Annotated in this window: 24 protein-coding genes and 1 riboswitch; of the genes, 6 read left to right on the top strand and 18 right to left on the bottom strand. The window is 32.5% G+C overall.

The genetic code is table 11. The features are described 5' to 3' along the window. Positions 1 to 7: 7 nt before the first annotated feature. Together Q361_RS02965 and Q361_RS02960 are read left to right on the top strand one after the other, a co-directional pair. Complete coding sequence (locus Q361_RS02965) at positions 8 to 1,360, top strand: hypothetical protein (RefSeq protein WP_103725230.1); 1,353 nt, start codon at positions 8 to 10, stop codon at positions 1,358 to 1,360. 2 nt (positions 1,361 to 1,362) lie between these two features. Continuing rightward, positions 1,363 to 2,673, top strand: a complete 1,311-nt coding sequence (locus Q361_RS02960) for an RHS repeat domain-containing protein (RefSeq protein ID WP_103725229.1) — start codon at positions 1,363 to 1,365, stop codon at positions 2,671 to 2,673. Positions 2,674 to 2,759: 86 nt separating this feature from the next. Here the strand turns inward: Q361_RS02960 and metK are convergent, their stop codons facing one another. Then, positions 2,760 to 4,010: a methionine adenosyltransferase gene (gene metK, locus Q361_RS02955; protein WP_103725228.1), complete on the bottom strand. Its 1,251-nt coding sequence runs from the start codon at positions 4,008 to 4,010 to the stop codon at positions 2,760 to 2,762. Between the two features lie 263 nt (positions 4,011 to 4,273). Then, positions 4,274 to 4,388: riboswitch (SAM riboswitch) on the top strand. A gap of 51 nt (positions 4,389 to 4,439) precedes the next feature. On the opposite strand from metK, the gene Q361_RS02950 reads away from it, so the two are divergent. The 4 genes from Q361_RS02950 to metF all read left to right on the top strand — a co-directional run bounded on the left by Q361_RS02950 (position 4,440) and on the right by metF (position 9,955). Beyond that, positions 4,440 to 5,432, top strand: a complete 993-nt coding sequence (locus Q361_RS02950; RefSeq protein WP_103725227.1) for a homocysteine S-methyltransferase family protein — start codon at positions 4,440 to 4,442, stop codon at positions 5,430 to 5,432. Between the two features lie 27 nt (positions 5,433 to 5,459). Next, complete coding sequence (locus tag Q361_RS02945) at positions 5,460 to 5,813, top strand: four helix bundle protein (protein ID WP_103725226.1); 354 nt, start codon at positions 5,460 to 5,462, stop codon at positions 5,811 to 5,813. A gap of 2 nt (positions 5,814 to 5,815) precedes the next feature. Beyond that, complete coding sequence (locus Q361_RS02940) at positions 5,816 to 8,923, top strand: vitamin B12 dependent-methionine synthase activation domain-containing protein (protein WP_103725225.1); 3,108 nt, start codon at positions 5,816 to 5,818, stop codon at positions 8,921 to 8,923. Positions 8,924 to 8,998: 75 nt separating this feature from the next. Next, positions 8,999 to 9,955, top strand: a complete 957-nt coding sequence (gene metF / locus Q361_RS02935; protein WP_103725224.1) for a methylenetetrahydrofolate reductase [NAD(P)H] — start codon at positions 8,999 to 9,001, stop codon at positions 9,953 to 9,955. Between the two features lie 34 nt (positions 9,956 to 9,989). Here the strand turns inward: metF and queA are convergent, their stop codons facing one another. The 17 genes from queA to Q361_RS02850 all read right to left on the bottom strand — a co-directional run bounded on the left by queA (position 9,990) and on the right by Q361_RS02850 (position 24,261). Next, complete coding sequence (queA, locus tag Q361_RS02930) at positions 9,990 to 11,039, bottom strand: tRNA preQ1(34) S-adenosylmethionine ribosyltransferase-isomerase QueA (RefSeq protein ID WP_103725223.1); 1,050 nt, start codon at positions 11,037 to 11,039, stop codon at positions 9,990 to 9,992. A 120-nt stretch (positions 11,040 to 11,159) separates the two neighbouring features. After that, a complete protein-coding gene (aroA, locus tag Q361_RS02925; RefSeq protein ID WP_103725222.1) occupies positions 11,160 to 12,413 on the bottom strand; it encodes a 3-phosphoshikimate 1-carboxyvinyltransferase in 1,254 nt (417 codons plus the stop codon). 41 nt (positions 12,414 to 12,454) lie between these two features. After that, the gene (locus Q361_RS02920; protein WP_103725221.1) at positions 12,455 to 12,781 is read right to left on the bottom strand and encodes a nucleotide pyrophosphohydrolase; all 327 of its coding nucleotides are present in this window, start codon (positions 12,779 to 12,781) and stop codon (positions 12,455 to 12,457) included. Between the two features lie 111 nt (positions 12,782 to 12,892). Next, positions 12,893 to 13,084, bottom strand: coding sequence for a hypothetical protein (locus tag Q361_RS02915; RefSeq protein ID WP_103725220.1), 192 nt, complete (start codon positions 13,082 to 13,084; stop codon positions 12,893 to 12,895). Continuing rightward, the gene (dtd, locus tag Q361_RS02910; protein WP_103725219.1) at positions 13,085 to 13,537 is read right to left on the bottom strand and encodes a D-aminoacyl-tRNA deacylase; all 453 of its coding nucleotides are present in this window, start codon (positions 13,535 to 13,537) and stop codon (positions 13,085 to 13,087) included. Positions 13,538 to 13,608: 71 nt separating this feature from the next. Further along, complete coding sequence (gene rsgA / locus Q361_RS02905; RefSeq protein ID WP_103725218.1) at positions 13,609 to 14,589, bottom strand: ribosome small subunit-dependent GTPase A; 981 nt, start codon at positions 14,587 to 14,589, stop codon at positions 13,609 to 13,611. 86 nt (positions 14,590 to 14,675) lie between these two features. Then, on the bottom strand, positions 14,676 to 15,200 hold the full coding sequence (locus Q361_RS02900) for a hypothetical protein (RefSeq protein ID WP_103725217.1): 525 nt from the start codon (positions 15,198 to 15,200) through the stop codon (positions 14,676 to 14,678). Positions 15,201 to 15,263: 63 nt separating this feature from the next. After that, positions 15,264 to 16,346 carry a bifunctional 3-deoxy-7-phosphoheptulonate synthase/chorismate mutase type II gene (locus Q361_RS02895; protein ID WP_103725216.1) on the bottom strand — a complete coding sequence of 361 codons (1,083 nt, stop codon included), beginning with the start codon at positions 16,344 to 16,346 and terminating at the stop codon, positions 15,264 to 15,266. A gap of 81 nt (positions 16,347 to 16,427) precedes the next feature. Next, on the bottom strand, positions 16,428 to 17,267 hold the full coding sequence (locus tag Q361_RS02890) for a prephenate dehydrogenase (RefSeq protein ID WP_103725215.1): 840 nt from the start codon (positions 17,265 to 17,267) through the stop codon (positions 16,428 to 16,430). Between the two features lie 116 nt (positions 17,268 to 17,383). Continuing rightward, entirely contained in the window at positions 17,384 to 18,529 is a 1,146-nt protein-coding gene (locus Q361_RS02885; protein ID WP_103725214.1) for a pyridoxal phosphate-dependent aminotransferase, read from the bottom strand. A gap of 78 nt (positions 18,530 to 18,607) precedes the next feature. Then, positions 18,608 to 19,453 (bottom strand): prephenate dehydratase, encoded by an 846-nt coding sequence (locus Q361_RS02880; protein ID WP_103725213.1) that lies wholly within the window; start codon positions 19,451 to 19,453, stop codon positions 18,608 to 18,610. Between the two features lie 176 nt (positions 19,454 to 19,629). After that, positions 19,630 to 20,316, bottom strand: a complete 687-nt coding sequence (folE, locus tag Q361_RS02875) for a GTP cyclohydrolase I FolE (RefSeq protein ID WP_103725212.1) — start codon at positions 20,314 to 20,316, stop codon at positions 19,630 to 19,632. Between the two features lie 11 nt (positions 20,317 to 20,327). After that, complete coding sequence (locus tag Q361_RS02870) at positions 20,328 to 21,011, bottom strand: SDR family NAD(P)-dependent oxidoreductase (RefSeq protein ID WP_103725211.1); 684 nt, start codon at positions 21,009 to 21,011, stop codon at positions 20,328 to 20,330. A gap of 5 nt (positions 21,012 to 21,016) precedes the next feature. Continuing rightward, positions 21,017 to 21,328, bottom strand: a complete 312-nt coding sequence (locus tag Q361_RS02865) for a TIGR03643 family protein (RefSeq protein ID WP_103725210.1) — start codon at positions 21,326 to 21,328, stop codon at positions 21,017 to 21,019. Positions 21,329 to 21,333: 5 nt separating this feature from the next. Beyond that, positions 21,334 to 22,860 carry a cryptochrome/photolyase family protein gene (locus Q361_RS02860; protein ID WP_245874599.1) on the bottom strand — a complete coding sequence of 509 codons (1,527 nt, stop codon included), beginning with the start codon at positions 22,858 to 22,860 and terminating at the stop codon, positions 21,334 to 21,336. After that, positions 22,857 to 24,170: a DASH family cryptochrome gene (locus Q361_RS02855; RefSeq protein ID WP_103725208.1), complete on the bottom strand. Its 1,314-nt coding sequence runs from the start codon at positions 24,168 to 24,170 to the stop codon at positions 22,857 to 22,859. Before Q361_RS02855 ends, Q361_RS02860 begins: the two co-directional genes overlap by 4 nt. Beyond that, positions 24,148 to 24,261: a DUF2256 domain-containing protein gene (locus Q361_RS02850; RefSeq protein WP_394335848.1), complete on the bottom strand. Its 114-nt coding sequence runs from the start codon at positions 24,259 to 24,261 to the stop codon at positions 24,148 to 24,150. Before Q361_RS02850 ends, Q361_RS02855 begins: the two co-directional genes overlap by 23 nt. Between the last annotated feature and the right edge of the window lies 1 nt (position 24,262).

Here is a 24,262-nt window from a genome sequence, read left to right as displayed (position 1 = left end):
TAAAAACATGAAAAAAATAGTTTTATTCTTATTCATTCCTTGGGTTGTTTTGCAGGCTCAAACCAAACATAAAACCTCCGATTTTAATTTATCTTCTGATGTGGTTAAATATGAAACCGCAGAATATTATTACGATAGTGGAAATGGAAATTTTAAAAAATCGGCTCATAAAACCTATACTTTTTCAAATGGTTTGCTTCAAAAATTGGAAAGTACTCTTGATTATTTTGTACTTACAAATACCGTTTCAGAATTTCGTTATAAAAACAACCTTTTGCATGAAGTAATTTCCAATTCTGAAGCAGGTGGTACAACAGAAACCTATACATACACCAATAAAAAACTTACGGAGATAATTTCTGAAAATGAGGTTACAAAAAAGTATACATTTGAGTACGACAGTAAAGGAAATGTACTAAAAGAATTTGTTTATGAAGACGGCATACTCATACAAAAAAATGAGTACTCAAATTATACAACGCCAAATTCGTACAAGAAAAAAATGATGAACTGTTATGGCGATACAGATCAAGGTACATATTATTATGAGTATAAAAATGGCTGTATGATTTCTGAAAAAACAGATACCGAATATCTTAAATCGACTACTGTTTTTCAATATGATAAATACAAAAATCAAATAGCACAAACTATAGATGGTAAACTCTTTTCGGCTTCTTATGTTTATGATAACAAAGGCAATGTATTAAAAAGTCAAATACTGCAACCAGGTTTTGATTTAGAACCAGACCAAAACTATTATACGTTTGCAAAAATTACTTACAAAGATGGAAAAACAGTTGGTACTATTGATTTGGATAAAGAATACATTAAAAAGTTTGAAAAACAAATCAAATCGTTTGATGTTGCAGCTTCAAGCTCAATATCGGGTTCAGAGTTAAGCAAGGCAATTTCTGATTTAAAAGCAGGTCTCGCAAGTAAATATCAAATAATGAAACACAAAGACAACACGTTTTCTATAAGAGATGCCAATGGAGAAGAGATAACCAATGATGTTACAGCAGTAAAATCGAAAACAGATATTCTCTTGTATGATATTCTTTTTAAAAAAGATTTGTTGCTAAAGAATTTTTATACCGATTCTGTAAAAATAGAGCAGTGGTATAGTATGGAAGAAATGACTTCTCCTACCGGATATTATTGGATTTTTTCCGAAGCGCCAGAGTTTTTTGTTATAAAAAATGGAGTATTAGTAGATATGAGCCTTTACAAAGTAGTTAAAACCGAAAAAGAAGACGATTTTATTATCCAAGAAGCAGGAATTGACAAGTATCTCATTAAGGATTTAAAATCAAAAGGTTTTGAAACTTTTTATCCATTAGAATTTTTAAATAAATAAATATGAAATTCATCATTTTTTTGTGCTGCATTTTTGGATATTCTTTTGCTCAAGAAGCCTATTTAACCTCCGATTTTTATTTAACAAATGATGTTGTTAAAGCAGAAACGGTAAAGTATAAATATAACGCACTAACAAAAACATTTGAAGCCGATAATACGAATATTTTAGAATTTAAAAAGGGTAGAATTCAAAGTAAAAGGCACATAGAACATAATGGTTTTGGATTGTTATATAATACTGATGATAGTTATGTTTATAATACTCAAAATCAATTGGTGAAAATAGAGTCTAAAAACAAATCAAATTATATCTTTTCGTATAATACAAAAGGAAACCTTATTGAAAAAAGGTTAGACGTTAGTCAAAATCCAAAAGTAATAACCTATGCGTATGACAATCAAGGAAGATTGATAAATTGTATTGAAAAAGATGGCGTATATACAAATTCAGAAAAAAAGTATTACGATATTCAGTCGAAAAAAGATTATAAGTATACACACAAATATTATAAATACAATAGTACCAATTTGTTGTTTACCGAAGATATTGTAGTAAAAGATGGTCTTATAGTTATGAGTACTCGTGTTTCTGAAGATAAAAAAGAACAAACCATAACTAATTTTGAATATGATAGATACGGTAATCTACTAAAAACTAAGGCAAACAATGGCACAGACTATACGTATATATATGGTTACGATGCCAAAGGTAATGTTATAAAAATGCGTTACAAAGATGGTGTCGAATTGTATTCAGAGTTTACAAAAATAACCTATCAAGACGGTACTACTTCGGGTAGTACAGATTTTGCCCCGTATTTTACAGAAGGAATCCAGTTTGATAGCGATACATACGCAAACAATGTTAATCCAAAATCAAAATATAAAATTAAAAAAGATGCCAATGCCATTTTTACATTAACATACACCAACGGAGTAGAACTTAAAGCAGATGAGGTAGAGACTACCAAAGGAGCAAATAAAGAAGATTTATTTTTATATGATTACAAAACAGGAGAATCTGCTATAATTTACGGATTGTATAAGCCTGATTTTCCTATTGATAAATGGGTAGAAGCCAAACCTTTTAATTCACCTACCGGAAAATATATTATAGTAAATACAGATTGGCGTTTTTTTATTTTAGAGAAATCAAAAATTGTAGAAAGCACCAAAAACTCTATACATGCAGGTATTGATGGAAAATCGATTATTATTGCCGAAGATGGAAAAGAAAAATATTTTATTCCTACACACTCAAACAATTTAAAGGCATTAACGATATATCCTTTATTTCTTATTTCGAAGTAATAAACATGTAGGTGTTTTTACTATTTGTTAAAAATAAAAGGGCTGTCTCAAAAAAGACAGCCCTTTTTGTATCGATAATATAAAAATTATAAACCAAAAGCCGATTTTACAGCATCTACATAATCAAGTTTTTCCCAAGTAAATAACTCAACAGTTACTGTTTTTTCTGCACCATCTGGCGATTTAAAAGTTTTTACAACAGTTTCTGGCGTTCTGCCCATGTGTCCATAAGCAGCCGTTTCGCTGTATATAGGATTTCTCAATTTCAATCTTTGCTCAATAAAGTAAGGGCGCATATCAAAAATAGTTTCTACTACTTTACTTATCTCGCCATCAGTCATATTTACTTTTGCAGTTCCATAAGTATTTACGTTGATTGATGTTGGTTTAGCCACACCAATAGCATACGATACTTGTACCAAAACTTCATCACACAAACCTGCAGCTACTAAGTTTTTAGCAATATGTCTTGTAGCATAAGCAGCACTTCGGTCTACTTTACTCGGATCTTTTCCAGAGAAAGCACCACCACCATGAGCTCCTTTTCCGCCGTAAGTATCTACGATAATTTTTCTACCTGTTAAACCCGTATCGCCATGTGGGCCACCAATTACAAATTTACCTGTTGGGTTAATATGATAAGTAATGTCATCATTAAATAAATGGGCATACTGTGAATATTTTGCTTTAACTCTTGGAATTAAAATCGAAATTAAATCACTTTTAATTTTTGCCAACATTTCTGCCTCGGTGTCAAAATCGTCATGCTGTGTAGAAATTACAATAGCATCAATTCTAACAGGTTTATTATCATCAGAATATTCTAAAGTAACCTGCGATTTAGCATCAGGTCTTAGGTATTTAATTTCGTTATTTTCTCTTCTTATTGCAGCTAATTCTAATAATAAAGCATGCGATAAGTCTAGTGCTAGAGGCATATAGTTTTCGGTTTCATTGGTAGCATAACCAAACATCATACCTTGATCACCAGCACCTTGCTCTTCTTTACTAGCTCTATCAACACCTTGATTAATATCTGCACTTTGCTCATGAATAGCCGAAAGAACCCCACAAGAGTTCGCCTCAAACATATATTCACTTTTGGTATAACCAATTTTTTTAATTACTTCTCTTGCAATGCTTTGTACATCTAAATAGGTGTTAGATTTTACTTCGCCAGCCAAAATTACCTGACCTGTAGTAACAAGAGTTTCGCATGCAACCTTAGACTCGGCGTCAAAAGCTAAAAAATTATCAATTAATGCGTCGCTAATTTGGTCTGCAACTTTGTCTGGATGTCCTTCACTTACAGATTCTGACGTAAACAAATAAGCCATAATAAACTTGTTTTAAATTAATTTTACAAGAAAAAAAAATGAAGTTGCAAGGGTAAGCTAAAGGGAGTATCTCTGCTTTAGCATTTTTTAATGAGGTTGCAATCAGTCAAATTTTTCCTCTTATTTTGAGACTGCAAATTTAGGAAATGAAATTCAAAAACAAATAAATATGTAATTTTTTTTCTTCACTCTTATTTTTTTTAAAATAATTTTGAAAACTCAAATTAGTTATTCTACATTTGCAGAGTTCATAAATATATTGTTTGTTATCACGAAAGCTGGAGGGAATAGACCCTGTGAAAGCTTAGCAACCCTATTTTTTATAGAAGGTGCTACATTCTAATCTTTATACCGATTTAATAAAGATACAGATAACTTGAAAAATTCTCTCTTTTTCTTGATAACATTTTAAATTTTAAAGTGATTATCATGTCCAACAAAATACAAAACGAACTCAAAAAACGAATTCTCGTACTTGACGGTGCTATGGGAACGATGTTGCAACGAAATAAATTTGAAGAAGATGATTTTCGTGGTGAGCGTTTTAAAAATTTCCCTCATTCTTTAAAAGGGAATAATGATTTATTGTCTATAACCCAACCCGAAGCTGTAAAAAAAGTTCATCGTGCTTATTTTCAAGCAGGCGCCGATATTGTAGAAACCAATACTTTTTCGGCAACTACAATAGGTATGGCAGACTACCATTTGGAAGATTTAGTCTACGAATTAAATTTTCAATCAGCAAAAATTGCACGTGAAGTAGCCGATGAATTTACAGATAAACCCCGATTTGTAGCAGGAGCAATAGGCCCTACAAATAGAACGGCCTCAATGAGTCCAGATGTAAATGATCCTGGTTTTAGAGCCATTACTTTTGATGAATTAAAATGCGCTTATAAACAGCAAGTAGAGGCTTTGCTAGAAGGTGGTGTTGATGTGCTTTTGGTTGAAACTATATTTGATACTCTAAATGCAAAAGCAGCTCTTTTTGCTATTGAAGAACTAAAAGAAGAACGAAATATAGATATTCCTATAATGGTTTCGGGAACTATTACAGATGCTTCTGGAAGAACCCTTTCTGGGCAAACGGTTGAAGCTTTTTTAATATCCATTTCACACATTCCATTATTAAGTGTAGGATTTAATTGTGCATTAGGCGCAGATCAATTAAAACCCTATCTAAAACGGTTGGCACAAAACACTCAACTTAATATTTCTGCACACCCCAATGCTGGTTTACCCAATGCGTTTGGACAATACGACCAAACTCCTCAGCAAATGCAACAACTTATACGAGAATATTTGCAAGAAAATTTAGTAAATATAATCGGTGGTTGTTGTGGCACAACTCCAGAGCATATTAAGGCAATTACTGAAGTTGTCAGTGAATTCAAACCTAGAAAGTTGTTGGTTGCTGGTTAGTAGTTGTTGGTTAAAAGTTTAAATAAAATGAAATATACAGAATTAGAAGTTTGGCTTGAGACAAGAAAATTGACCAACTTGGTTTATAACAAAACAAAAGTTTTTCCTAAAGAAGAGGTTTATGGATTAACTAATCAAATTAGAAGATGTGCTGTTTCTATTCCTTCAAATATTGCTGAAGGTGTTGGAAGACAATCATCGAAAGAAACACTGCATTTTTTGCATATCTCAAGAGGTTCACTATATGAGTTAGAAACCCAGTTTTATTTGTCTCTAGACCAAAATTATATTTCTGAAAGTGATTTTGAAATCATAACAACTCAAGTAGAAACTTGTAAAAAATTAATTAATGGATTTATCAATTATTACAAAAAACTTTAATTATGGAAACTGATAAAACCATCAACCATCAACCATCAACCATCAACCGATATTTGAAATTATCAGGACTAGAACCTCTAATTGTTACGCCAGAATCAAATTTTATCAATGTTGGTGAACGTACAAATGTTACAGGTTCTCGTAAATTTCTTAGGTTAATAAAAGAAGAAAAATACGATGAGGCGCTAGATATTGCAAGAGCTCAAGTAGAAGGAGGTGCACAAATTATTGATGTTAATATGGACGAAGGCATGCTTGACGGAGTTTATGCAATGACCAAATTCTTAAACCTTATTGCGGCTGAACCTGATATTGCAAGAGTGCCTGTTATGATTGACAGTTCAAAATGGGAAATTATTGAAGCAGGTTTAAAAGTTATTCAAGGAAAAGGAATTGTAAATTCCATTTCTTTAAAAGAAGGAGAAGAACTGTTTATTCACCACGCCAAATTAATTAAGCGTTATGGTGCTGCAGTGATTGTTATGGCATTTGACGAAGTAGGGCAAGCAGATACTTATGAACGTCGTATTGAAATTTGCAAACGTTCATATACTATTTTGGTAGATAAAGTAGGTTTTCCTCCAGAAGATATCATCTTTGATCCCAATATTTTTCCTGTAGCAACAGGCATGGAAGAGCATAGAAAAAATGCTTTAGATTTCTTTTTAGCAACAAAATGGATACGAGAAAACTTGCCTTATGCTCATGTTTCGGGTGGTGTAAGTAATGTTTCATTTTCATTTCGGGGCAACGATAAAGTGCGTGAAGCCATGCATGCTTCTTTTTTGTACCATGCTATAAAACACGGAATGACCATGGGGATTGTAAATCCGGAAATGTTAGAAATTTACGATGAAATTGATTCCGAATTATTGCAACACGTTGAAGATGTTTTGTTGGATAGAAGAGATGATGCTACCGAAAGACTACTAAATTTAGCCGAAAGTTTCAAAGGCGATGTAAAGTCAAATGAAAAGGCTGTTGCTGAATGGCGAAATGGTTCTGTTCAAAGTCGCTTAACACATTCGTTGGTTAAAGGTATAGATGAGTATATCGAAATTGATGTGGAAGAAGCACGACTACAAGTAGATAAACCCATTGAAGTGATTGAAAACTACTTAATGAACGGGATGAATGTAGTGGGAGATTTGTTTGGAAGTGGAAAGATGTTCTTGCCTCAAGTTGTAAAATCAGCTCGTGTGATGAAAAAAGCGGTGGCTTATTTATTGCCACATATAAGCCCCCCAGCCCCCAAAGGGGGAGTTTATAGACAATCGTGGAAAACAGCTAGTCCAGCTTTGTATAAAATTTTAAAGGATAAAGCAAAAGAGATGAGGAACAAGCCTACCGAAGCTGAGAAAATGCTTTGGAATGTTTTATCAAATAAAGGTCTAGATGGTGTGAAATTCCGAAGACAACATATTATTGGAGAATATATAGTAGACTTTGTATGTTTAGAAAAAAGAGTAGTTATAGAGGTAGATGGTTATGTACACAATATTCCAGAACAAAAAGAGCATGATAAGCAAAGAACAGAATGGTTAGAGCAAAATGGTTTTAAGGTTATAAGATACTCAAATAATCAAGTTTTATATGATTTAGTTAGTACTATAGAGTCTATTCGTAAAGAATTATCCACATCAATGATAGCTCCCCCTTCGGGGGCAGGGGGGGCAGGACGTATTCTATTAGCAACCGTAAAAGGCGATGTGCATGATATTGGCAAAAATATTGTTTCTGTAGTTTTAGCCTGTAATAATTTTGAAATCATTGATTTAGGAGTAATGGTTCCGCCAGAAAAAATTATTGAAACCGCTGTAAAAGAAAATGTTGATATTATTGGTTTGAGTGGCTTGATTACTCCTTCGTTAGACGAAATGGTTTACTTAGCCAAAGAATTGGACAAATTGAATATTAAAATTCCAATAATGATAGGTGGAGCAACAACTTCACGTGCACATACAGCTGTGAAAATTGCACCAGAATATCAATCTACTGTTGTTCATGTAAACGATGCTTCTCGTGCGGTGACTGTAGCTAGTAATTTGTTGCAACCCGAAACAAGAACTCAATATGCTTTTGAGCTAAAAAAAGAGTACTCCAAACTAAGAGAAGATTACTTAAACAGGAGCAAAGAAAAAAACTTTTTAACCCTTGAAGAAGCTCGAAAAAATAAATTAAAAATAGACTGGAATGCGTACCAACCAGTTCAACCAAATTGTATTGGAACCAAAACTATTGAAGTAAAACTTTCGGAATTGGTAGATTATATCGATTGGACACCATTTTTTCAATCGTGGGAATTATATGGTAAATATCCAGCTATTTTGGCAGACGAAGTAGTAGGTGAGCAGGCAACACATTTGTTTAACGATGCACAAAAAATGGTAGCAAAAATTATCGATGAAAAATGGTTTACAGCCAAAGGAATTGTAGGTATTTTTCCAGCAAATAGTATTCACGATGATGATATCGAATTAAAAACCAATAACCAAGAAAGCACAACTTTTTTAACCTTACGTCAGCAATCACAAAAAACCGATGGAGTTCCAAACATAGCATTAGCCGATTTTATAGCTCCAAAAGATACAGGAATACAAGATTATATAGGATGTTTTTGTGTAACCACAGGTTTTGGAGTAGATGAAAAAGCCAAAGCATACGAAAAACAATTAGATGATTATAATGCAATTTTAGTTAAGGCTCTTGCCGACAGATTAGCAGAAGCCTTTGCCGAATATTTGCATGAAAAAGTGCGTAAAGAAATTTGGGGTTACGCTATAGATGAAAATCTATCGAATGAAGAATTAATTAAAGAAAATTACAAAGGAATTCGCCCAGCTCCAGGTTATCCAGCTTGCCCAGATCATTTAGAAAAACCTACCATTTGGAAATTATTAGAAGTAGAAGAAAAAATAGGAGTTACACTAACAGAAAGTATGGCTATGTGGCCAGCAGCTTCAGTTTCTGGATATTATTTTGCTAATCCTCAAAGTAAATATTTTGGTTTAGGTAAGATAAAACATGATCAAGTAGAAAGTTATGCAAAAAGAAGAGGCATTTCAATAGAAGAGGCAAATAAATGGTTAGCGCCAAATAGAGCAGATTAATTTTTGTTTCAAGTTTAAAGTTTCAACTTCACCAACCTGAAACCTTAAATCTGAAACTTAAAACTAAAATAAAAAATGAAAGTAACCGAACATATACAAAACGCAAAAGGGAAAACCTTATTTTCTTTTGAAATTTTACCGCCATTAAAAGGACAAAATATTCAATCTATTTTTGATGGAATAGATCCATTAATGGAGTTTAAACCACCATTTATTGATGTAACCTACCATAGAGAAGAGTATGAATTTAAAGAGCTTCCTAATGGTTTATTACAGAAAAAAATTGTAAAAAAACGACCAGGAACTGTGGGTATTTGTGCAGGAATTCAAAATAAATATAATGTTGATGCTATTCCTCATATTTTATGTGGAGGTTTTACCAAAGAAGATACCGAAAACCTATTAATTGATTTGGATTTTCTAGGTATTGACAATGTTGTGGCTTTACGAGGAGATGCTTTGAAAACCGAAACTTATTTTAAACCCGAAAAAGAAGGCAATGAATATGCTTCAGATTTAGTAAAGCAAATCAGCAACTTAAATCAAGGAATTTATCTTGACGAAGATTTACAAAATAGTGCAAAAACCAACTTTTGTATTGGTGTTGCAGGTTATCCAGAAAAGCACATGGAAGCGCCAAGTTTAGATAGTGATATTCATTTTTTAAAACAAAAAATAAAAAATGGCGCCGATTATATTATAACTCAAATGTTTTACGATAACAAAAAATTTTTTGATTATGTAGCCAAAGTTCGCGCAGCTGGAATTACCATTCCTATTATACCAGGTTTAAAACCTATTGCAACAAAAAAACAACTCAATTTAATTCCGCATCGTTTTAGTTTAGAAATGCCAGACGAATTAATTATGGAAGTAGTAAAAGCAAAAGATAACGATGCTGTAAAACAAGTAGGAATAGAGTGGTGTACTCACCAAAGTAAAGAATTGGTTAAAGCCGGCATTCCCGTTTTGCATTATTATAGTATGGGAAAAGCAGCCAATATTAAAGCTATTGCCAAAGAAGTGTTTTAAAAAACAAAAATCCCGATTTAATCGGGATTTTTATTTATATAATTAACATCGCATCTCCATACGAATAAAATTTATAACCTTCTTTTATAGCTTCTTCGTAAGCTTTTTTCATAAGATCATGGCCACAAAAAGCAGAAATCATCATAAGTAATGTTGATTTTGGAGTATGAAAATTGGTTACCATACAATCTGCAATACTAAAATCGTAAGGTGGGTATATAAATTTATTAGTCCAACCATCATAAGGATTAAGTGTTCTATTTGAAGAAACCGAACTTTCAATAGCTCGCATAGAAGTTGTTCCTATACAACATATTTTTTTCTTCTCTGCCTTAGCTTTGTTTACAATATCACAAGCTTCTTGCGTTATTTTTAACTCTTCAGAATCCATTTTGTGTTTAGACAAATCTTCCACTTCAACGGGGTTAAAAGTTCCTAAACCAACATGAAGTGTTACTTCGGCAAAATCAACTCCTTTAATTTCTAATCTTTTTAAAAGATGTTTTGAAAAGTGTAAACCTGCTGTAGGTGCTGCCACAGCGCCTTCTTCTTTAGCATAAATAGTTTGATAGCGTTCGGCATCTTCGGGAGTAACCTCTCTATTAATGTACTTTGGTATTGGCGTTTCTCCAAGTTCTATCAATTTTTCTCTAAACTCTTCATAAGTACCGTCATACAAAAAACGAAGTGTTCTTCCGCGTGAAGTAGTATTGTCTATAACTTCTGCCACCAAAGAGTCATCATCACCAAAATATAATTTGTTTCCAATTCTTATTTTACGTGCTGGATCTACCAAAACATCCCAAAGGCGTTGCTCTGCGTTAAGTTCTCTTAATAAAAAAACTTCAATACGAGCACCTGTTTTTTCTTTATTTCCATACATACGAGCAGGAAAAACTTTGGTATTGTTTAGTATCATAACATCGCCATCGTCAAAATAGTCGATAATGTCTTTAAACAATTTGTGTTCAATGGTTTTGGTTTTTCTATTTACTACCATCAAGCGCGATTCATCACGGTTTTCAGCAGGAAATTCTGCCAATAATTCTTGTGGTAAATTAAAATTGAAATTGGATAACTTCATTTTTTTGAGTTTAAAAGTTTATAGTTTAAAAGATTACAGCTTTTTAAACAAGGGTGCAAATATACAACCATGAAATACCCGATGTCAAGTATTTTGTAAAGTTTATTTTTTACTACGATATTATACGCTGGTTATTTCAAATCCAAAATTTTTTAAATCGTGCCAAAATGTAGGATAAGATTTTGAAACAACTTCGGCTTCTTGTATAATAATAGGAACTTTTAAGGCCATAGGAGCAAAAGCCATTGCCATGCGGTGGTCTTGATAGGTGTTGATTTTTTGATTTTCTAGAAATTTTGTAGAGGCTTCCAAATGTAACGAATTGTTTGTAACACAAACTTGTGCGCCAAGCTTTGACAGTTCTGTTTTTAAGGCTTCCAAACGATCGGTTTCTTTAATTTTTAAGGTATGCAAACCGTATAAATCGCAAGCAATTCCTAATCCAAAACAAGTCACTGCAATGGTTTGAGCTATGTCTGGCGAGTTGTTGAGTTGTGAGTTGTGAGTTGTGAGTTGTGAATTATGAATTCTTTCTTTTGAAATTGTAATTGAATTATTGTAATTGAAAACCGTTTCAACTCCAAAATCTTGATAGATGTTTACTAAAGCGCTATCGCCTTGCAAACTATTTTCTTTATAACTTGAAAGTGTAACTTGAAAACCTATTTCAGATAAAGCAACAATGGAATACCAATAGGAAGCCGAAGACCAATCAGACTCAATTGTGAATTGAGATGCTGAAACGAGTTCAGCATGACAAACCGTAATTTTATTTCCAAGAAAAGAAGTTTTAATACCAATTTCATGCAATATTTCGAGGGTCATTTTTATATAAGGCATAGAAGTAATATCTCCTTCTAAGGTTAATATCAATCCGTTTTCTAGCTTGGGTGCTATTAATAATAATGCCGAAATATATTGACTACTTACATTTGCAGGAAGTGAAACTTTGTTTTGAGTTAATTTTTTTCCTTTAATTTTGATAGGAGGAAAGCCCGTGTTTTCTAAATATTCTATATCAGCTCCAAGTTGTTGCAGAGCATCAACTAAAACCTTTATCGGTCGTTCTTTCATTCTAGAAGAACCTGTTAAAATAATTTCGCAGTTTTCTTTTTGTGCAAAATAAGCCGTAAGAAATCGCATAGCTGTTCCTGCATGATGAACATCTATTAATTGTGAGTTGTGAGTTGTGAGTTGTGAATTTAAGGCTCTAGACATCACTTCCGAATCGTCAGAAATTGAGGTGTTTTCTATAGAAATATTTGGATACAATGCTTGGAGTAACAATAATCTATTGGTTTCCGATTTACTGCCAGTAATGGTTGCTTTTGACTTTTGACTTTTAACTTTTGACTTTTGTAAATGTAAATCCACTTTTTTTATTTTTATTGAATACTGATACTGAAAACGATAACCTATTTTAATTTTTCGTTATTGTGATGCCTGTCATGGTCGCGTTTGGTTTTCAAATCCATTTTTTTATCAAAAGCGGCTTGTAAATCTACGCCTGTTTGGTTGGCAAGACACAAAACAACAAATACAACATCGGCAAGTTCTTCGCCGAGATCTTTGTTTTTATCGCTTTCTTTTTCAGATTGTTCGCCGTATCTTCGAGCTATTATACGAGCTACTTCTCCTACTTCTTCTGTAAGTTGCGCCATGTTTGTAAGCTCGTTAAAATACCGAACACCATGGTTTTTTATCCAATTATCTACTTCTTGTTGAGCGTTTTTTAAATCCATTATTTTTTTATTTTTTAAATCATGAAAACGATATTATTATTTTGGATAGATATATTTCTGTTTTATCAAAAAGAATAAGTAAAACAAACCACTTCTACCACTATTATATTTTTACCAATTATCTAAATAGTCATCTACTTTTTTGCCATATTTTTTTACAAGAAAAAAGCGTATAACTAAAAGTATTAAAACAGAAATAAACATTGTAAGTAATGAGTTTTTTTGTGGTAATAACATGTTTACCATAACAAGCACAACAAATATTACTACAGATAGTAATAAAAATTTAATAAGTTTTTTCATTTATTCTCTGTTTTTTGTATCAATAATAATTGTTACAGGCCCGTCATTAAGTAAAGAAACTTTCATGTCTGCGCCAAATTGCCCAGTTTGTATGCTTTTTCCTAAATCGGTTTGCATTTGAGCGATAAAATTTTCATAAATAGGTATAGCTACTTGTGGTTTGGCTGCTTTTATATAGCTTGGACGATTTCCTTTTTTTGTAGAAGCATGAAGTGTAAATTGCGATACAACAATAATATCGCCTTTACTATCTTTTACAGATAAATTCATAACTTGATTTTCATCGCCAAAAATACGAAGATTGACAATTTTTTGAGATAGCCATATTATGTCGTCTTGTGTATCTAGATCTTCAATACCAACTAAAATGAGTAATCCATGAGCTATTGAAGCAACAATACTATTGTCAATAGTTACAGAGGCATTTAAAACACGTTGTATAACAGCTTTCATGGTTTGAGTTGGCTAATATGTATTACAACTATAAAATTAGCAAAAAAAGCTAAAAGGAAGCAATGTAATGTTTAATTTTTTCGGGTTTCGTCGCTTGCTATACGATCGTTATTGTAAATGTCTTGGCGGTAATTCTCATCGTCTCCTTCTAAAATTTTTAGGTAAGAATTGTATCGCGACCAAGCAATTTTATCTTCTTCGAGTGCTTTTTTTACAGCACAATGCGGTTCTTCTTTATGCAAACAATTATTAAATTTACATTCATTTTTGAGTTGAAAAAATTCAGGAAAATAATCGCTTACTTCTTGCGGATCCATGTCTACAAGTCCAAACCCTTTAATGCCAGGCGTGTCTATAATTTTTGCGCCAAATGACAAGTCAAACATTTCGGCAAATGTAGTGGTATGTTGTCCTTGCATACTTTGTTCAGAGATGTGCTTTGTTCTTAAGTCTAGCGCAGGTTCCAAAGCATTCACCAAGGTAGATTTTCCAACGCCCGAATGTCCCGAAAACATACAGGTTTTATCAGTCATAATTTCTTTTAGAGCCTCTATTCCTTTGTTTTCTGTAGAAGAAATACGTAGGCATTTATACCCTATTTGCGAATATATGTATTGCAAGTACAATTGTTCGTCTTGCATAGCCTCATCGTAGGTATCAATTTTATTAAAAATCAATATAGTTTCTATTCCGTAGGCTTCTGCGGTAACCAAAAATCTGTCGATAAAACTTGTTGTTGTTGGTGGATTGTTTATCGTAACCAATAGAAAAACCAAATCTATATTGGAAGCAATAATATGAGTTTGCTTGGATAAATTTACCGATTTTCTAATGATATAATTTTTTCGTTCGTGTATATGATAAATTTGCCCAATTGTGATATCTGTAGAAGTGTCAAGTTCAAAATCTACCACATCACCAACAGCAATGGGGTTGGTGCTTTTAATGCCTTTAATTCTAAATTTTCCTTTAATACGGCATTCGTAGCTTTCATTAGTTTGGGTTTTTACAGTGTAGAAACTCCCCGTAGATTTATAAACGATTCCTGTCATACAAAGCAAATGTAAGAAAATGATATGAGTTTAAAACAAAAACGAGCAGAATTACTGCCCGTTTTGTTCATTAGAGTTGCTAATATTTAATATTTGTAAGCTACCCCTTTTTTAATATTTTGAGACCCACCTAAACCATTAGAACTAGACCCAACTGTAGATTTATCAGCAGTTTGCAAAATAAAAGGGCAACCCATTGCTGCTGCTGCCATTTTTAATTTTTTCTCAGCTTTTTTATCTCCAGTGTTTCCGGTATGATAATTAATAAGACCTGTTTTACCTCTAACTTCATCTACTTTTTTCAATCCAGCTATATAGGCTTTATCTTCTACAATAACTACTTTTTCCCAATCATCTTCTCCATTTACTATTATTTTATCAGAAATATCCTCAACTCTACCACTTTTACCATATACTATCTTCTGAACGGCATATTTACTTATTGTGTTTTCGGCATCTTCTCCATCATATTTAAATACGATTGTAAATTCTTCAACTTTTAAAACTTTCCCTTTAATGACTTCACCACTATGTTTAGTAATAACATCTACTTGCGCAGAAGCTAATGAAACAGAAAAAAGGAATACACAGAATAAAATTAGTTTTTTCATACATTAAATAAATTTATAAATTAATATTGCAATAATAAGAAAAATATTTTGTTGATAATGAAACTATTTATTAAAAATTCTTTCTTGGTGCGTAATACTTTCTTGGTGTATAGCTTTGAAAAATTGGATAATAAATGCCTCACTCAACCCTTTTTCGTGACCATTTTGTATCATTTTTTCTAATATTTCATTCCAACGTTTGTTTTGTAATACAGCAACATTTTTTTCCTTTTTTAGCGCTCCAATTTCTTCAGCAATTTTCATTCTTTTGCCTATGGTTTCCAATAGTTTGGTGTCGTAGTCGTCAATTTTGTGTCGTAGTTTATTTAGTTTTTGTTGGTAATCGTCAGCATCATCAGTTTGTTTTCTAATGGTTAAATCAAAAATAATTTTCTTTAATTGTGTTGGTGTAACTTGCTGTGCGGCATCGCTCCAAGCATTATCTGGATCGATATGCGTTTCAATAATCATTCCGTCATAATTCAAATCGAGTGCTTCTTGCGTAACTTGGAAAATCATATCGCGATTTCCTGTAATATGAGAAGGATCTATGAGTAAAGGTATATCGGGAAATTTATTTTGAAAATCGATAGCAATTTGCCATTCTGGATTGTTTCGGTATTTTGTTTTTTCATAAGTAGAAAAACCTCTATGTATAACCCCTATGTTTTTTATGTTGGCATTATACAAACGTTCTACGCCACCAATCCACAGAGCTAAATCGGGATTTACAGGGTTTTTTACCAAAATAATTTTATCTGTATTTTGCAATGCGTCAGCAATTTCTTGAACCGCAAACGGGTTTACAGTAGTACGCGCTCCTATCCACAAAATATCAATATCGTGTTCTAAAGCCAATTTCACGTGAGCTACCGTTGCAACTTCAACAGCCATTTGCAAACCAGTTTCTGCTTTTGCTTTTTGCAACCATTTTAATCCGATTTCGCCTACACCTTCAAATCCACCCGGGCGCGTTCTTGGTTTCCAAATACCCGCTCTAAAAACCGATACTTTTGAATCTTTTAATTCACGTGCAATTTTCAAGACTTGCTCTTCAGTTTCGGCACTACACGGCCCTGCTATTACAAGCGGATGTGGCAAATTGAAGTTATTTAACCACGCTCTCATTTCTTTGTTGTTCTCCATAACTTTAGTCTTAAAGTCATAAAGTCAAAAGTGATAAAGTCAAAGGTTTTCCACTTTTGACTTTCGACTTTCAACTTTCGACTATTTCAATATTTCTTTAATTCTATTCGTATTCTGCATTTCGTTATAAACCTCTTCGTAGTTATCATTCTCTAATAAATCTTTGAAATTAGATAAATTCTGAATGTATTCTTCTAATGATTTTAGAACTTGCTTTTTATTTTGTTTAAAAATGGGCGTCCACATAGCTGGTGAACTTTTGGCTAAACGAACCGTGCTTTCAAATCCAGAACCTGCCATATCAAAAATATCTTGTTCCGATTTTTCTTTTTCGATAACCGTTTTCCCAAGCATAAATGAACTTATATGTGATAAATGCGATACATAAGCAATGTGTTTGTCATGCGATTTTGGATCCATATACCGAATACGCATTCCAAGTTTTTTGAACAAATCCATGGCTTTTTCTTGCAATTTGAAAGTCGTTTTTTCAACTTCACAAATGATGTTTGTTTTACCTTTATACAAACCTTTGATAGCTGCTTTTGGTCCAGAAAATTCAGTTCCCGCAATGGGATGGCAAGCCATAAAATTCTTCCTTTTCGGATGATTTTCGATAGCTTCGCAAATTGGGTTTTTGGTTGAGCCAACATCAAAAACCAAAGTTTGTTCTCCAATTTTATTCAAAATATCAGGCAAAATTACTAAAGCAACGTCAACTGGCACAGCAACGATTACTAAATCTGCGTTAATTAAATCATTTTCGGTTGCTTTTTGGTCAATAATTCCAAGATGTATTGCTTCATCAAGATGTTTTTCTTTGGCATCAATTCCAAAAATAACGGCATCATCGTAAATTGATTTGATGTCTAATGCCATCGAACCGCCAATTAACCCTGTTCCTATTATAAATGTTTTCATGTTTTATTTTAATTTTTCAATGTCAATTGCAAAAATCAAATTCAAAAATCAAAATTTTATTATTAAAAATTGTTACTTTTTATTTTGATTGTTATTGAATTTTGTAATTGCCATTGTCATTGAAGTCTTTTTATTGCTTCTAAAACATTTTCTTCTTTAACACATAATGAAAATCGTATGTAACCCTCGCCATTGCTACCAAAAATGGTTCCTGGTGTTAGGAAAATGTGTTTTTCAAATAATAAATTATCTATGAATTCTTCCGATTGAATTCCGATTGGTAATTTTGCCCAAACGAACATTCCCACAGCGTTTTTATCGAAAGTACAATTCATTTTTGTTGCCAATTCAAAAATTAATTTTTTTCTTTTTGCATAGATTTTATTCTGAGTTTCAAACCAATCTTGTCCTAATTTTAATGCTACAATTGCACCTTTTTGAATTCCATAAAACATTCCCGAATCCATATTGCTTTTAACTTTTAAAATAGCATCAATTAAAATGGCGTTTCCTAGAACCATTCCTACGCGCCAACCTGCCATATTGAACGTTTTACTCAATGAATTTAATTCTAAAGCGATGTCTTTTGAACCTTTAATTTGAAAAATCGATAAAGGATTGTCGTTTAAAACAAAACTGTACGGATTGTCATTTACAATTAAAATGTTATGCTTTTTCCCAAAATCAATTAATTTCTGATACAATTCTAAAGTTGCATTTGCACCAGTTGGCATGTGTGGATAACCGACCCACATTAATTTTACTTTTGATAAATCTGTTTTTTCTAAAGCTTCAAAATCGGGTTGCCAATTGTTTTTTTCTTTTAAATCATAATAAACTGCTTTCGCCTGAACCAATTCTGTTACAGAAGCATACGTTGGATAACCCGGATTTGGAATTAAAACTTCATCGCCTTCATTTAAAAACACTAATGAAATGTGCATGATTCCCTCTTTGGAACCCATTAAAGGTAAAATTTCGTTATCTGAATTTAATTCGACATTGAAATTAGTTGCATAAAAATCAGCAAAACCTTGACGCAATTGTGGCAAACCTTGATAGCTTTGATATTCGTGTGCTTTTTCATCAAACATTGCCTTTTGAATGGCTTTAATTACCGACGAATGTGGTGCCAAATCTGGACTTCCAATTCCCATATTAATGATTGGTTTACCTTCAAGCATAAGTTGCCTTACTTCTTTCAATTTTCTTGAGAAGTAGTATTCTTGAACGGTTTCTAGTCTTTTTGCGGTTTGTATCATTGTTTTTAATGTCAATATCAATGTCAATATCAATGTCAATATCAATGTCAATCAATATAAATTATAAAATTGATTTTGTTATTGTCTTTGAATTTGATTTTTGTTATTGCTCTTATATTCGCCTAAAATCTTAAATTGATTGGTCATGAGTTCTAAAATTTTCACGGCTTTTTCATAATGTTTGTATTTTTCAAATACTACATCTACAATAAATGAATATTGAAAAGGTTTTTCAATTATAGGCATCGATTGTATTTTGGTTAGGTTTAATTTGCAATTTGTCGTTACATTTAAAACGGTTGCCAAACTACCTAGTGTGTCATCTAATTCAAATTTTATGGAAGCTTTATTGATTTCTTCTTTATTTACTTGATTTTTTTCTCTACTAATGATAAAAAAACGAGTCATATTATTATTTACCGTTTGAATTTCTGGTGCAATAATGTTTAAATTATATAATTCTGCTGCAACTTTACTTCCTATTGCGGCAATTCCTTTGATTTGATTTTGGTCAATTCTTCTAGCAGTTTCTGCTGTATCTTTATCTTCTACTAATTTGATATTTGGATGTTTTTTCAAGAAATCCATACATTGCAAAAGCGCCATTGGATGAGAGTGTACTTCTTGAATTTCTTCTAAAATTTGTCCGTTTAAAACCATCAAATTCTGAACAATATCCAAATAATATTCTCCGATAATGTGGAAATTATTTTTGTCTATCAAAGCGTAATTTGGAATTATCGAACCCGCAATAGAATTTTCAATCGCCATTATTGCTTGTTGCGATTTATTATTAATTAAGCTATCGGCAAGCGTTTCAAACGACAAACACTCATCAATATTAACATTGTCTTGAAAATATTCTAAAGCAACTTGATGATGAAATGATCCTTTTATTCCTTGTATAGCTACTGTTTGTTTCATCTTTATTCAAAAAAAAATCCCGAATAAATCGGGATTTGCTTCAATGTATTTATTTTAAAAAATTCACATAATTACAATCCCTTTCTGATTACAAAAATAATAGAAAAAATTGTTAAAATATGAAAATTGGTAATTCATTCTGTTGTTGTATGTAAGGCAAATATATAAAATATATTTTAAGATTTAATATAATTATGTAATTCGATTACTTTTTGTTCATTTTTAAATACACCGCCATAATAGCTGGTTACAGTAGCCGAACTTTCATCTTTAACACCTCGAGAAGACACACACAAATGTTTTGCATCAACAATTACGGCGATGTCTTCTGTTTCTAAAATTTGTTGCAATTCTAGACCAATTTGCATGGTTAATCGTTCTTGAACTTGTGGTCGCTGAGCAAAATATTGCACAATTCTATTGATTTTTGAAAGCCCAATTACTTTTCCTTTTGAAATATATGCCACGTGTATTTTACCAAAAATAGGTACAAAATGATGTTCACAATTAGAATAAAAGGTAATATTCTTTTCAACAAGCATCTGATTGTATTGGTATTTGTTTTCAAAAAGAGCTATTTGAGGTTTGTTTGCTGGATTCAGACCACAAAAAATTTCATCAATATACATTTTGGCCACACGTTGTGGAGTGCCTTTTAATGAATCATCGGTTAAATCGAGTCCTAAAACTTCCATTATTTCTTTAAAATGAAAAGCTATCTTTTCTTTTTTATCTTCGTCAGACAAAAGAAAAGCATCTGCTTTCATAGGAGTTTCTACGGAAGTAAATAAATGATTATCGCCTATTTCATCAATTGAGAAAGAGACTAAATTTGATGTATCAACTGTTGGATTCTTTGTCATCGTTATCTTTTTTAGTTACTAATAGAAATTAGTCCGTTATCTTGAATAAATATTTGTCCGGTTATACCATTTGAGGAATCATTAAGTAAAAAAACAACCGTTTTGGCTACATCTTCAGGTTGCAAAATTCGTTTTAATGGATGTTTCGCCACCATGTTTTCTTTAATTGTGTCGTTTCTTAGAATTCCGGCTGCAAGAGGCGTATCAACAATTGAAGGAGCAATTGCATTCACTCGAATTTTGGGCGCTAATTCTGCTGCTAAACTCTTTACCAATCCTTCCACAGCACCCTTTGCTGCGCCAATACTTGCATGAAAAGGCATACCGCGCTGTGCCGCCACCGAACTAAACATAACTACACTCGCTTTATTTGCTAGTTTTAATTGAGGCAAATAATGTTGCACTACTTTAACAGCACCTAAAACATTCACTTGCCAATCATGTGCGAAATCATCTATAGAAAGGCGGTTAAATGGTTTTAAATTAATAGTTCCAATGCCATATACAATACCGTCTAATGGTTCAAGTGCAGGCAAATCATCTGTAAGAGCATTTAATGCAAAATGAGTTCCATTAAACGGAAAATCGGGTGTGGTTCTCGAAATTACATAACAAAAATCGCCTTGAGCAGAAAGTTGTTTGACTACCTCTTTTGTTATTCCTTTACTTCCACCTATAATTAAATATTTCTTCATAGCTTTTATCTTTTTGATATTTTATTTCCTGTGATTTGTCTTTGTAAAGTACATTTAAAGCGATTTATTTCGGGGTTTCGCTTCTGTGCATGTTTTTGACTAACCCCCGAATTGACTCTTTTTCGCCAAAGATTAAATGACGAGCGTTTCAATTCTTTTCTCATGATTTGAATAACTTCTCTTTCTGGAATGCCAAATTGATACGCAATGGCTTCAAAAGGAGTTCGATCTTCCCAAGCCATTTCTATAATTCGATCTATTTCAGTTTCTGAAAATGCAGAATCTTGCCTCGGCGCTATAATTTTTGCTGCACTCATGTAATCTATATATTTCTTTTTTCAATTAAATAATGTGCTCGTTCATTAATTTTACTTAATTCTTTTTTGTCCATTTTATTTAACAAAGCATACATCATTTTCATACGTTGATTTGATTCAAACTTGGATCTATTTTTATCTAAAAAATGCCAATACAAACTATTAAACGGGCAACTGTTTTCTTCCGTTTTCGTTTTTTTATCAAAGGAACAAGACGAACAATAATTACTCATTTTATCGATATAGTTGCCCGAAGAAATGTAGGGTTTTGTGGCTACAATTCCTCCATCTGCAAACTGACTCATGCCTCTCGTATTAGGCAATTGAACCCATTCTATAGCATCAACATAAACGCCCAAATACCAAGCGTCTACTTCATCTGGATGGGATTCCATTAAAAGTGCATAGTTCCCTAAAACCATTAAGCGTTGAATGTGATGTGCATAAGCATGGTCTAACGAATTTTGTGCACAAGTTGCTACACATTTCATTTGTGATTTTCCCGTCCAGAAAACTTTGGGCAATGCCTTCTTATGTTCTAAAAAATTACTAGATTTCACTTCATTAAACTTATTCCAATACACCATTCTCACATATTCTCTCCAACCTAAAATTTGGCGAATAAATCCTTCTACTTGTGCCAAACCTACCTTATCTTGATTGTTTAAATAATATTCTTCTACGTGTTGCACCACTTCTTTAGGACTCAACATTTTTACATTCATAGCAAAAGACAAATTAGAATGAAACAACCACGCTTCATCAGTGTGCATGGCGTCTTGATAAGTTCCAAAATGAGGTAATAAATGTGTTGTGAAATATTCTAATTGCAACAGTGCTTGTTCTCTCGACTTTGGATAATTTGAAATGGAAGTTGATTTCCCAAAGATTTCAATATTCATAGCCTTTAAATCCTCAACCACACTTGAAACATCATTATTGAAATGAACTAAATTAGGAATAGGAACTTGATTTTTCCATTTATTTCTATTTTCTGCATCAAAATTCCATTTTCCGCCCAATGGTTTATCGTTTAGTACAAGAACTTGATGTCTTTTTCGTAAATGGCGGTAAAAATTTTCAAGTAAGTAGTACTTTTTTTCTTTTCCCAATTCTGCAATTTCAGATAAGCTACAGAAAAAATGTTCGGTGTCAAAAGCTTTAACTTCAAGAGAGAATAACGATTTAAAATTTTTAAATAATTGGTATAATCGATATTCATCGGGCAATTGATAATGAATGGCTGTTATTGAAAATGGTTCGATTAACCCTTTAATATTTTCTTCGAAAGAATGCTTGTTATGCGAATCGTTAATTTTAAAATAGTAAACCTGACAACCTTTTGAAATTAAAGTTTCTGCAAAATTTCGCATAGCCGAAAAAAAAGCAACAACCTTTAGTTGGTGATGTTTCACGTAATTTGTTTCAGTTTCAACTTCCATCATCACATATAAATAATGCGATTGGTCTTGTTCTTCAAACCAAGAATGTGAACTGTTTAATTGATCGCCTAAAAGTAAACGTATAATCATAATTCAACCGCTTTTTTAGGTAACCATAAATTGCGATATACATAATGATTATCGTAATTTTTAGCTTGTAAGTCAATATTAAACTTGCGGTCTCTAGGGTCATTACCAACACCAGCTAAATAATTCCAGTTTCCATAATTGGAATGCACATCATAATCAATTAAAAACGCTTCAAAATAACTTGCTCCAATACGCCAGTCTTGCTCCATTTCTTTAGCCAAATAACTCGCTACATTTTGTCTTCCGCGGTTACTCATCCAGCCCGTGTGTTTTAATTCCAACATATTTACGTTGATAAAATCGTACTTGGTTTTTCCATTGATCCAATCGGCAATTACTTTTTCATTTCTTTTCCAATTGTAATTTCGATTTAAAATCCCAGAAAGTTGAAACAATTGATTGCCATATTTCATGCTTACACACTTAAAAAAATCGCGCCATAACAACTCAAATAAAACCCAATAGGTAGACTCATTTTGTAATACTTCGTCTTCAAATTTTCGTACTTCATGATAAACAGTTCGTACAGAAAGTGATCCATTGGCTAGCCATGGAGATAATTTGGTGCTGTATTGAATGCCCACCAATTCGTTTCTTGTTTCTTTGTAAGTTGTTATTTGTTGGTTTTTCCAAATGTATTCTTTCAAATGGTGTAATGCCTCAGATTCACCACCTTTACACGGAAAAGCCGAACGTTTATCCATTGGTATTGATGGATATCCTAATTCTTCAAGAGTAGGTATCGATGAAGAAAAAGGAATATCCATTTTTTTAAACAACAAATTTGGCTTGGGCATTACATTTTTTACAGCCCATTTTTGTTCTACTTTCTTGCGGTATGACGTAAAAACATCGGGTAATTGATTTATTAAAAAAGGTAAATTTGAGGGTTCAATTAGAAATTGGTCATAATCGACTTTCCATGTTATGGCAGGAAAAGTAGATTTAAGCTTTTGTTCTATTTTTGCTTCTTCTTGTGTCCATTCTGCTTGCGTAATGATTGTATCAAAAGGAAAAACAGCATGAATTTGTTTAAAAGCATCAACAGTATTGGCTTGAAAAATGTATAGCGAAATATTGTTTTCTAGCAACTGTTGCTGTAAATCTGCTAGTGTTTCTAGTAAAAATTTTGCCCGAAATGCTTCCATTTTTCTCCAACCATAAGGCGTAGGTTGTAGCCATTCGGGTTCCATACAATACACGGCAATCACGTGGTCTGTTTCTTGAATATGACTCCAAAAAGCAGCATCATGTGTGCGCAGATTGTTTCTGAACCAAATAATTTTTTTATTTCCTTTTTCTACAAGCATCGCTACAATATTTTACTTCATCCCAATTTTTCTCCCATTTTTTTCGCCAAGAAAAAGGCTTTTTACAAGTGGCACAAATTTTACTTGGCAAA

The organism is Flavobacterium croceum DSM 17960 (genome assembly GCF_002917885.1).
Lineage (GTDB): Bacteria > Bacteroidota > Bacteroidia > Flavobacteriales > Flavobacteriaceae > Flavobacterium > Flavobacterium croceum.
Note: the sequence above shows the minus strand (reverse complement) of the source record. Positions and strands in the feature narration are given on the sequence as shown.

Bases quoted from the DNA above. Each gene is read 5' to 3' on its own strand.
- Q361_RS02885 (WP_103725214.1), bottom strand. From the start codon at position 18,529: ATGATACAAACCGCAAAAAGACTAGAAACCGTTCAAGAATACTACTTC.
- Q361_RS02965 (WP_103725230.1), top strand. From the start codon at position 8: ATGAAAAAAATAGTTTTATTCTTATTCATTCCTTGGGTTGTTTTGCAG.
- Q361_RS02855 (WP_103725208.1), bottom strand. From the start codon at position 24,170: ATGCTTGTAGAAAAAGGAAATAAAAAAATTATTTGGTTCAGAAACAAT.
- Q361_RS02860 (WP_245874599.1), bottom strand. From the start codon at position 22,860: ATGATTATACGTTTACTTTTAGGCGATCAATTAAACAGTTCACATTCT.
- Q361_RS02960 (WP_103725229.1), top strand. From the start codon at position 1,363: ATGAAATTCATCATTTTTTTGTGCTGCATTTTTGGATATTCTTTTGCT.
- Q361_RS02915 (WP_103725220.1), bottom strand. From the start codon at position 13,084: ATGAAAAAACTTATTAAATTTTTATTACTATCTGTAGTAATATTTGTT.
- metF (WP_103725224.1), top strand. From the start codon at position 8,999: ATGAAAGTAACCGAACATATACAAAACGCAAAAGGGAAAACCTTATTT.
- folE (WP_103725212.1), bottom strand. From the start codon at position 20,316: ATGACAAAGAATCCAACAGTTGATACATCAAATTTAGTCTCTTTCTCA.
- rsgA (WP_103725218.1), bottom strand. From the start codon at position 14,589: ATGACAGGAATCGTTTATAAATCTACGGGGAGTTTCTACACTGTAAAA.
- Q361_RS02870 (WP_103725211.1), bottom strand. From the start codon at position 21,011: ATGAAGAAATATTTAATTATAGGTGGAAGTAAAGGAATAACAAAAGAG.
- Q361_RS02895 (WP_103725216.1), bottom strand. From the start codon at position 16,346: ATGGAGAACAACAAAGAAATGAGAGCGTGGTTAAATAACTTCAATTTG.
- metK (WP_103725228.1), bottom strand. From the start codon at position 4,010: ATGGCTTATTTGTTTACGTCAGAATCTGTAAGTGAAGGACATCCAGAC.
- Q361_RS02890 (WP_103725215.1), bottom strand. From the start codon at position 17,267: ATGAAAACATTTATAATAGGAACAGGGTTAATTGGCGGTTCGATGGCA.
- Q361_RS02900 (WP_103725217.1), bottom strand. From the start codon at position 15,200: ATGAAAAAACTAATTTTATTCTGTGTATTCCTTTTTTCTGTTTCATTA.
- Q361_RS02880 (WP_103725213.1), bottom strand. From the start codon at position 19,453: ATGAAACAAACAGTAGCTATACAAGGAATAAAAGGATCATTTCATCAT.
- Q361_RS02945 (WP_103725226.1), top strand. From the start codon at position 5,460: ATGAAATATACAGAATTAGAAGTTTGGCTTGAGACAAGAAAATTGACC.
- queA (WP_103725223.1), bottom strand. From the start codon at position 11,039: ATGAAGTTATCCAATTTCAATTTTAATTTACCACAAGAATTATTGGCA.
- Q361_RS02940 (WP_103725225.1), top strand. From the start codon at position 5,816: ATGGAAACTGATAAAACCATCAACCATCAACCATCAACCATCAACCGA.
- Q361_RS02865 (WP_103725210.1), bottom strand. From the start codon at position 21,328: ATGAGTGCAGCAAAAATTATAGCGCCGAGGCAAGATTCTGCATTTTCA.
- dtd (WP_103725219.1), bottom strand. From the start codon at position 13,537: ATGAAAGCTGTTATACAACGTGTTTTAAATGCCTCTGTAACTATTGAC.
- Q361_RS02920 (WP_103725221.1), bottom strand. From the start codon at position 12,781: ATGGATTTAAAAAACGCTCAACAAGAAGTAGATAATTGGATAAAAAAC.
- Q361_RS02950 (WP_103725227.1), top strand. From the start codon at position 4,440: ATGTCCAACAAAATACAAAACGAACTCAAAAAACGAATTCTCGTACTT.